The following is a 7,247-nucleotide window of genomic DNA, read 5'->3' on the forward strand; positions in this document are numbered from 1 at the left end:
TCGTCGTCGGCGAAGGCCATCACGTCGGCGTCGGTGCCGTCGCCGAGCACCACCGCCTGCTTCTCCAGCGCCCGCTTCAGCGCGGAGATGTCGTCGCGCAGCCGGGCGGCCCGCTCGAAGTCGAGCTGCTCGGAGGCGGCGTACATCTGCTGCTCCAGGCCGCGGACGAAGCGGTCGGTCTTGCCGGAGAGGAAGTCGCAGAAGTCGTTGACGATCTTGCGGTGCTCTTCGGCGCTGAGCCGGTCGACGCACGGCGCCGCGCACTTGCCGATGTAGCCCAGCAGGCAGGGCCGGCCGATCTGCTGGTGGCGGCGGAACACCCCGGCCGAACAGGTCCGGGCCGGGAAGACCCGCAGCAGCAGGTCCAGCGTCTCCCGGATCGCCCAGGCGTGCGAGTACGGCCCGAAGTAGCGCACCCCCTTCTTCCGGGGGCCGCGGTAGACCATCAGCCGCGGGTACTCCTCGTCGAGGGTGACCGCCAGCACCGGGTAGGTCTTGTCGTCGCGGTAGCGGACGTTGAACCGCGGGTCGAACTCCTTGATCCAGTTGTACTCCAGCTGCAGCGCCTCGACCTCGGTGGTGACCACCGTCCACTCCACCTTCGCCGCGGTGGTCACCATCTGGCGGGTCCGCGGGTGCAGGCCGGCGATGTCGGCGAAGTAGGAGGTCAGCCGGCTGCGCAGGTTCTTGGCCTTGCCGACGTAGACGACCCGGTCGTGCACGTCCCGGAACCGGTAGACGCCCGGCTCGACCGGGATGGACCCGGGCGCCGGACGGTAGCTGGCGGGATCTGGCACGCCTTCAGGCTAGCTTCCGCCGCCCGGCAGACACGGGCGAGCAGACACAAAGGCCCCCGGAAGAGACCGATTTCAGGGGTCTTTACGTCTGCTCGCGCGGAGGAGGCAACGGAGACGGCCGGTAGCGCGCGACCAGTCCCCGAACCGCCTCCATGGCGTCCACGGCGCGTTCCCCGTCCACCGCCTGGATCGCCAGCACCGGGACGTACTCGTCGGCGGGCAGGTCGACCTGCGCCCACCGCTTGCCGGCCGGGAACGACACCCCGGTCAGCTGCGCCCAGCCGATCAGCCGGTCACCGAACAGGTTGCGCACCGACACGCCCGCCGCACCGGCGCGCAGCCGGGGCCGGGTCAACAACAGCACCGCACCGGCGATGACAAGGCCCAGCAGCGCGATGGCCACCTGATCGGCGGTGCGGAAGGTCACCCCCGTCGATCCCACCTCGAGCAGCAGGCCGACCGCGATGTGTACGACGGCGATGACGGCGGCGGCCGCCCAGGCCAGCCGCGGCATCAGCCGCGGACGCACCACCAGGTCCCAGTCGGCCGGAGCGTCCGGCGGGGTCACGTGCCCGCACGCAGGTCGCGCAGGGCCAGCGCGCTGCTCAGCGCGGCCGCGGCCGCCTGCGCTCCCTTGTCCTCGGTCGACTCCGGCAGGCCGGCGCGCTGCACCGCCTGCTGCTCGTTGTCGGTGGTCAGCACGCCGTTGGCCACCGGCGTCGCGGCGTCCAGCGACACCCGGGTCAGGCCCTGGGTGACCGCGTCGCAGACGTAGTCGAAATGCGGTGTGGCCCCGCGGATCACCACGCCGAGCGCGACCACCGCGTCGTGGCTGCGAGCCACTTCCTGGGCCACCACCGGAATCTCGATGGCGCCGAGTACCCGGACCACGGTCGGGTTGTCCACCCCGGCGGCGGTCGCCACCCGGCAGGCACCGGCCAGCAGCGCGTCGCAGATCCGCTCGTGCCAGGTGCTGGCGACGATCGCCAGTCGCAGCCCGGCGGCGTCGAGCACCGGCAGATCCGGAACGCCGGCTGCCGGGCTCATCGGCGCCGCTCCTGAGCCTCGCTGCGCGCCGCATCGTCGCCGGCGCGGCTCACACCGCCCCGCCGAAGCCGTCGGGCCGGTGGCGGGACTCGTCGTACTCCTCCAGCCCGGTCAGGTCGTGCCCCATCCGGTCGCGTTTGGTCATCAGGTACCGGATGTTCTCGGCGTTGGCCCGCACCGGCAGCGGCACCCGTTCGATGATGTGCAGCCCGTAGCCGTCCAGCCCGACCCGCTTCGCCGGGTTGTTGGTGAGCAGCCGCATCGACCGAACGCCGAGGTCGGCCAGGATCTGCGCCCCGGTGCCGTAGTCGCGGGCGTCGGCGGGCAGCCCCAGCTTGAGGTTGGCGTCGATGGTGTCGTGGCCGGCGTCCTGCAGCTGGTAGGCCTGCAGCTTGTGCATCAGACCGATGCCCCGGCCCTCGTGGCCGCGCATGTAGAGCACCACCCCGCGTCCCTCGTGGGCGACCATCGCCATCGCGGCGTCCAGCTGCGGTCCGCAATCGCAGCGGCGCGACCCGAAGACGTCGCCGGTCAGGCACTCCGAGTGCACCCGGACCAGCACGTCGGCGCCGTCGCCGATCTCGCCGCGCACCAGCGCCACATGCTCGACGTCCTCGTACATGCTGGCGAAACCGACCGCGCGGAATTCGCCGTGCCGGGTCGGGATCCGGGCCTCGGCGACCCGCTGCACGTGTTTCTCGTGTTTGCGGCGGTACTCGATCATGTCGGCGATCGAGATCAGCGCCAGCCCGTGGTCGTCGGCGAAGACCCGCAGCTCCTCGGTCTGGGCCATCGCGCCCTCGTCCTTCTGGCTGACGATCTCGCAGATCGCCCCGGCCGGCCGCAGCCCGGCCATCCGGGCCAGGTCGACGGCGGCCTCGGTGTGGCCGGGGCGGCGCAGCACCCCGCCGTCCTTGGCCCGCAGCGGGACCACGTGCCCGGGCCGGGTGAAATCCTCGGCGACGCTGGCCGGGTCGGCCAACAGCCGCATGGTGGTGGCCCGGTCCGACGCCGAGATCCCGGTGCCGACGTCGTGCTTGGCGTCGACGGTGACGGTGTAGGCGGTGCCGTGCTTGTCCTGGTTCAGCGCGTACATCGGCAGCAGGCCCAGCCGGTCGCAGATCGCGCCGTCCAGCGGCACGCACAGGTAGCCGGAGGTGTAGCGGACCATGAAGGCGACCAGCTCCGGGGTGGCCTTCTCGGCCGCGAAGATCAGGTCACCCTCGTTCTCCCGGTCCTCGTCGTCGATGACGACGACGGCCTTGCCCGCCGCGATGTCGGCAACCGCGCGCTCGACGGTGTCCAACTTCGTCATCTTCGCCACCTTGTAAGGACCTGGTCATCGGCCGTCGGGGAAACGTCGGGTGGTGACGTTCCACCTCAGTATGGACCACCCGGCGGCAACGACCATCTTCCCAGATCACCCGAGCGCAACCGTTCCAGGGACGGATGGCCGGCGCGGAGCTACCGTGGCTGGGTGAGTCCGGCGATGCACGCCGTCCGCCGTCTCGGTGCCTGGCTGACCGCAGCGGTGGTCGCGACGGGGATCGTCTTGGCCGCTCCGGTGCGTGCCGAACCCGACGAGGCGGGGTTTCTCGACGAGGTGCGCGCCGCCGGCGAGTGGGGCGGTGCGCTGCTGAACACCGACGACCAGCTGCTCAATGCCGGGTACCGGGCCTGCGCGATATTTCGCGAGGGCCGGGGCGTGCGGGCGTTCGCCGACAGCCTGACGTACCCGATCGAGAAGACCATCGCCTGGTCGGCGCACCACCACCTCTGCCCGGACACCGCCGAGTAGCGGGCCGGGCGGGTCAGCGCCGGGCACCCACCCGGGAGGTCCGGCGGCCGGTGGCCGTCACCCAGCCGGCGCGGGTAGGGCGTCCGGGCACAAGTGGTGCTGGGCGGCATCGACGACAGCTGGCCCGAAATCGCTTGCAAACGCCCCGAAGTGCTTGGTTGCGACCTCCTGCGGCGGCATCCCGCTGCGCAGGTCGTCGCAGGCCCAGTGACCCGCCTCCAGCGCTCCCTTGGGAGGCCGCACCGGCACGCCCCGCTGCTCCACCTCCGCAAGATAGGCGCGCTCCGCCGGAGTGGGGTTGTCCCGGGGTTCGGCGTGTGCGGTCGGCACCAGGAAGAGCGGCGCCAACACCAGCCCCACTAGCAGCGCTCGTTTCATCGTTCGTGTCCTCTTCGCCTGAATTATCGCAAGTCAATCCCCGACACCGCGGGCTTCGCGGCGGCCGAGCCGCTCGACGTACTTCGCCAGCACGTCTGCTTCCAGATTCACCGCGGTCCCGACCGGAGCCCGCCCGAGGGTGGTCAGCTTCCGGGTGGTCGGGATCAGCGATACCTCGAAGAAGCCGTCCCCGACAGCGCTGACGGTCAGCGAGATCCCGTCGACTGTGATCGACCCCTTCTCCACCACGTACGGTGATATCGTCGACGGCAGCGTGATTCGCACCACCTCCCAGTGCTCCGCCGGGCTGCGGGCGGCCACCTCGCCGGTGCCGTCGACATGGCCCTGCACGATGTGCCCGCCCAGCCGGCCACCCACCGCGACGGCGCGCTCCAGGTTCACCCGGCTGCCGATCCGCAGCAGCCCCAGGCTGGACCGGTCCAGGGTTTCGCGCATCACGTCGGCGGAGAACCGCTGGTCGGCCACCTGCACCACGGTCAGACAGACCCCGTTGACCGCGATCGAGTCGCCGTGCCGGGCGTCGGCGGTGACGATCGGTCCGTGCACGGTCAGCCGTGCCGCGTCGGTCAGTTCGTCCCTGCCGATGACCTCGCCCAATTCCTCGACGATCCCGGTGAACATGGCACCAGGCTAGCGGGCGCCACCCAGCGGCACCCTCTACGATGCAACCCATGCGCAGATTTCTGATCGCCCTGGCCGCCGTGACCACCGCCACCGGTCTGGTCGTCGGCTGTTCCCCGGCAAAGCGGAGCGACCCGCTGCCGGACGCCACGACGCTGGTGAAGCAGGCCAGGGTCACCACCCATGACCTCAAGAGCGCACACCTGGTGCTGTCGGTCACCGGCAAGATCGAGAAGCTGCCGTTGAAGACGCTGGAGGGCGACCTCACCACCGAGCCCAAGACCGCCGCCAAGGGCACCGCGAACATCACCGTCGGCGGAGCCGACATCAACGCCAAGTTCGTGGTCGTCGATGGTGACCTGTACGCGGCGATGACCGGGGACGACTACCTGGACATGGGCCCGGCCAGCGAGATCTACGACGTGGGGGCGATCCTCAACCCGGACCAGGGGCTGGCCAACCTGCTGAGCAACTTCACCGACGCCAAAGCCGCCGGCCGGGAGACCGTCGGCGGCAAGGAGACCGTCCGGGTCACCGGTGAGGTTCCCGCCGACGCGGTGAACAAGCTGGCCCCGCAGCTCAAGGCGACCACACCGGTTCCGGCCACCGTCTGGATCGAAGAGGACGGCGACCACAACCTGGTTCAGGCGCAGCTGGAACGGAGCCCCGGAAACACCATCGAGATGACCCTGTCGAACTGGAATGTGCCGGTCACCGTCGAGAAGCCGGCCGGGGCGTGACCGGCGTCGAGATGCGGACGAACCGCGGCCTGGCGATCGGCGCCGGCAGCCTGGCGGTGTTGTTGGGTGCCCTCGACACCTACGTGGTGGTCACCATCATGCGGGACATCATGGCCGCCCCGCCGGCCGGTGTGGGCATCCCGATCAACCAGATCCAGAAGCTCACCCCGATCCTCACCTGCTACCTGCTCGGCTACATCGCGGCGATGCCGCTGCTGGGCCGGGCCTCGGACCGGTTCGGTCGCAAACTGCTGCTGCAGGTGAGCCTGGGTACGTTCGCGATCGGATCGGTGGTGACCGCGCTCTCGACCGACCTGGAGACGCTGGTGGTCGGCCGCACCATCCAGGGCACCGCAGCCGGGGCGCTGCTGCCGGTGACCTTCGCCCTCGGCGCCGACCTGTGGTCGGAGCGCAATCGGGCGGCTGTGCTCGGATGGATCGCCGGCGCACAGGAGCTGGGCAGCGTGCTGGGCCCGCTGTACGGGATCTTCGTCGTCTGGGCGCTGGTCGGCTGGCGGGACGGATCCGCCTGGCGGGACATCTTCTGGATCAACGTGCCGCTCACGGTGCTGGCGATGGTGTTGATCCACTTCAGCCTGCCCGCCCGGTCCACGGACGGACCGAGGGAACGCGTCGACGTGGTCGGCGGGCTGCTGCTGGCCGTCATTCTGGGCTTGTTGACGATGGGGTTGTACAACCCCGACCCGAACGCCAAGCAGGCGCTGCCGGACAACGGCCCGGTGCTGCTGCTGCTCGCGGCGGTCGCGCTGGCCGGTTTCGCGGCTTGGGAGACCTTCTCCCGGACCAAGCTGATCGACCCGGCCGGGGCCCGGTTCGGGCCGTTCCTGGCCGCGCTCGGGTCGTCGCTGTGCGCCGGGGCCGCGCTGATGGTCACCCTAGTCGACGTCGAGTTGTTCGGCCAGGGCGTGCTGCACATGAGCCAGAACGAGGCGGCCATGCTGCTGCTGCGGTTCCTGGTCGCGCTTCCGGTCGGCGCGGTCGTCGGCGGTGCGGTGGCGACCAGGGTCGGCGATCGGCTGGTGACCTTCGTCGGGCTGCTGATCGCCGCCTACGGGTACTGGCTGATCCGGGAATGGCCGGTGGACCTGCTCGCCTACCACCACCACGTCTTCGGGTTGTCACTGCCGGCGCTGGATACCGACCAGTTGCTGGCCGGTATCGGGCTCGGCCTGGTGATCGGCCCACTCACCTCCGCGGTGATGCGGGTGGTGCCGGCCCGGGAGCACGGCAGCGCCGCGTCCGGCGTGGTGGTGGCCCGGATGACCGGGATGCTGATCGGGCTGGCCGCGCTCTCCGCGTGGGGGCTGTACCGGTTCAACCAGATCCTGGCCGGTCTGCCCAAGCCGAAGAGCCAGGACCTGATCGCGATCGGCGAAGCGCTGGCGGAGAACTCCCGTCAGGCGCTGTCGATGATGTACGGCGAGATCTTCGGCATCACCGCGATCATCTGCGTGGTCGGTGCGGTGCTCGGCCTGTTCATCGGCAGCAACAAGATCCGGGTCGGGCAGCCGGAGTCGCGGCCGGACGAGCTCGACACCGTCGCGATCCCGCTCTGACGTCCGGCGCTAACCCGGCACCAGGCTGACCAGCAGGTCCGGTCCGATCCGCTGCACGTCGTCGAAGCGCCAGCGCAGCGCCCCGGCGATGTTCGGCACGCCGACGTCGTCGACCGCGGTGACCGGCCCGCCGAGCAGGATCGGCGCCACGTAGGCCACGATCCGGTCGACCAGCCCGGCCCGCAGGAACGCACCCGCCAGCGTCGGGCCGCCCTCGAGCAGCACGTCGGTGCGGTCCGACAACGCGCGCAGCACCTCGGCCGGGTCG

10 protein-coding genes are annotated in these 7,247 nt (G+C 70.7%); 3 read left to right on the forward strand and 7 right to left on the reverse strand.

The window, feature by feature from the left end; translation table 11 throughout:
- The 4 genes from uvrC to AC2VNT_RS02580 all read right to left on the reverse strand — a co-directional run.
- The coding region (uvrC, locus tag AC2VNT_RS02565) for an excinuclease ABC subunit UvrC (RefSeq protein WP_486945364.1) at positions 1-797 on the reverse strand (797 nt) is incomplete at its 3' end.
- 82 nt (positions 798-879) lie between these two features.
- Entirely contained in the window at positions 880-1,311 is a 432-nt protein-coding gene (locus AC2VNT_RS02570) for a PH domain-containing protein (RefSeq protein WP_486945372.1), read from the reverse strand.
- A 50-nt stretch (positions 1,312-1,361) separates the two neighbouring features.
- Complete coding sequence (gene ribH / locus AC2VNT_RS02575) at positions 1,362-1,844, reverse strand: 6,7-dimethyl-8-ribityllumazine synthase (RefSeq protein WP_486945365.1); 483 nt, start codon at positions 1,842-1,844, stop codon at positions 1,362-1,364.
- Positions 1,845-1,893: 49 nt separating this feature from the next.
- The gene (locus AC2VNT_RS02580; protein WP_486945366.1) at positions 1,894-3,159 is read right to left on the reverse strand and encodes a bifunctional 3,4-dihydroxy-2-butanone-4-phosphate synthase/GTP cyclohydrolase II; all 1,266 of its coding nucleotides are present in this window, start codon (positions 3,157-3,159) and stop codon (positions 1,894-1,896) included.
- Between the two features lie 162 nt (positions 3,160-3,321).
- Here AC2VNT_RS02580 and AC2VNT_RS02585 point away from each other — a divergent pair, with 162 nt between their 5' ends.
- A complete protein-coding gene (locus AC2VNT_RS02585; protein ID WP_486945367.1) occupies positions 3,322-3,642 on the forward strand; it encodes a DUF732 domain-containing protein in 321 nt (106 codons plus the stop codon).
- 57 nt (positions 3,643-3,699) lie between these two features.
- Here AC2VNT_RS02585 and AC2VNT_RS02590 read toward each other — a convergent pair whose 3' ends face one another.
- Positions 3,700-4,020 carry a DUF732 domain-containing protein gene (locus tag AC2VNT_RS02590; protein ID WP_486945368.1) on the reverse strand — a complete coding sequence of 107 codons (321 nt, stop codon included), beginning with the start codon at positions 4,018-4,020 and terminating at the stop codon, positions 3,700-3,702.
- Positions 4,021-4,053: 33 nt separating this feature from the next.
- The gene (locus AC2VNT_RS02595; RefSeq protein ID WP_486945369.1) at positions 4,054-4,662 is read right to left on the reverse strand and encodes a riboflavin synthase; all 609 of its coding nucleotides are present in this window, start codon (positions 4,660-4,662) and stop codon (positions 4,054-4,056) included.
- Between the two features lie 41 nt (positions 4,663-4,703).
- On the opposite strand from AC2VNT_RS02595, the gene AC2VNT_RS02600 reads away from it, so the two are divergent.
- Both AC2VNT_RS02600 and AC2VNT_RS02605 read left to right on the forward strand, forming a co-directional pair.
- The gene (locus AC2VNT_RS02600; protein ID WP_486945370.1) at positions 4,704-5,402 is read left to right on the forward strand and encodes an LppX_LprAFG lipoprotein; all 699 of its coding nucleotides are present in this window, start codon (positions 4,704-4,706) and stop codon (positions 5,400-5,402) included.
- Between the two features lie 11 nt (positions 5,403-5,413).
- Positions 5,414-6,979, forward strand: coding sequence for an MFS transporter (locus tag AC2VNT_RS02605; protein WP_486945373.1), 1,566 nt, complete (start codon positions 5,414-5,416; stop codon positions 6,977-6,979).
- A 9-nt stretch (positions 6,980-6,988) separates the two neighbouring features.
- Here the strand turns inward: AC2VNT_RS02605 and AC2VNT_RS02610 are convergent.
- Positions 6,989-7,247: RibD family protein (locus AC2VNT_RS02610; protein WP_486945371.1), on the reverse strand; the 259-nt coding region annotated here is incomplete at its 5' end.

This window comes from Mycobacterium sp. TH-M15, assembly GCF_057473705.1.

Bases quoted from the DNA above. Each gene is read 5' to 3' on its own strand.
- AC2VNT_RS02570 (WP_486945372.1), bottom strand. From the start codon at position 1,311: ATGCCGCGGCTGGCCTGGGCGGCCGCCGCCGTCATCGCCGTCGTACAC.
- ribH (WP_486945365.1), bottom strand. From the start codon at position 1,844: ATGAGCCCGGCAGCCGGCGTTCCGGATCTGCCGGTGCTCGACGCCGCC.
- AC2VNT_RS02580 (WP_486945366.1), bottom strand. From the start codon at position 3,159: ATGACGAAGTTGGACACCGTCGAGCGCGCGGTTGCCGACATCGCGGCG.
- AC2VNT_RS02590 (WP_486945368.1), bottom strand. From the start codon at position 4,020: ATGAAACGAGCGCTGCTAGTGGGGCTGGTGTTGGCGCCGCTCTTCCTG.
- AC2VNT_RS02595 (WP_486945369.1), bottom strand. From the start codon at position 4,662: ATGTTCACCGGGATCGTCGAGGAATTGGGCGAGGTCATCGGCAGGGAC.
- AC2VNT_RS02600 (WP_486945370.1), top strand. From the start codon at position 4,704: ATGCAACCCATGCGCAGATTTCTGATCGCCCTGGCCGCCGTGACCACC.
- AC2VNT_RS02605 (WP_486945373.1), top strand. From the start codon at position 5,414: ATGCGGACGAACCGCGGCCTGGCGATCGGCGCCGGCAGCCTGGCGGTG.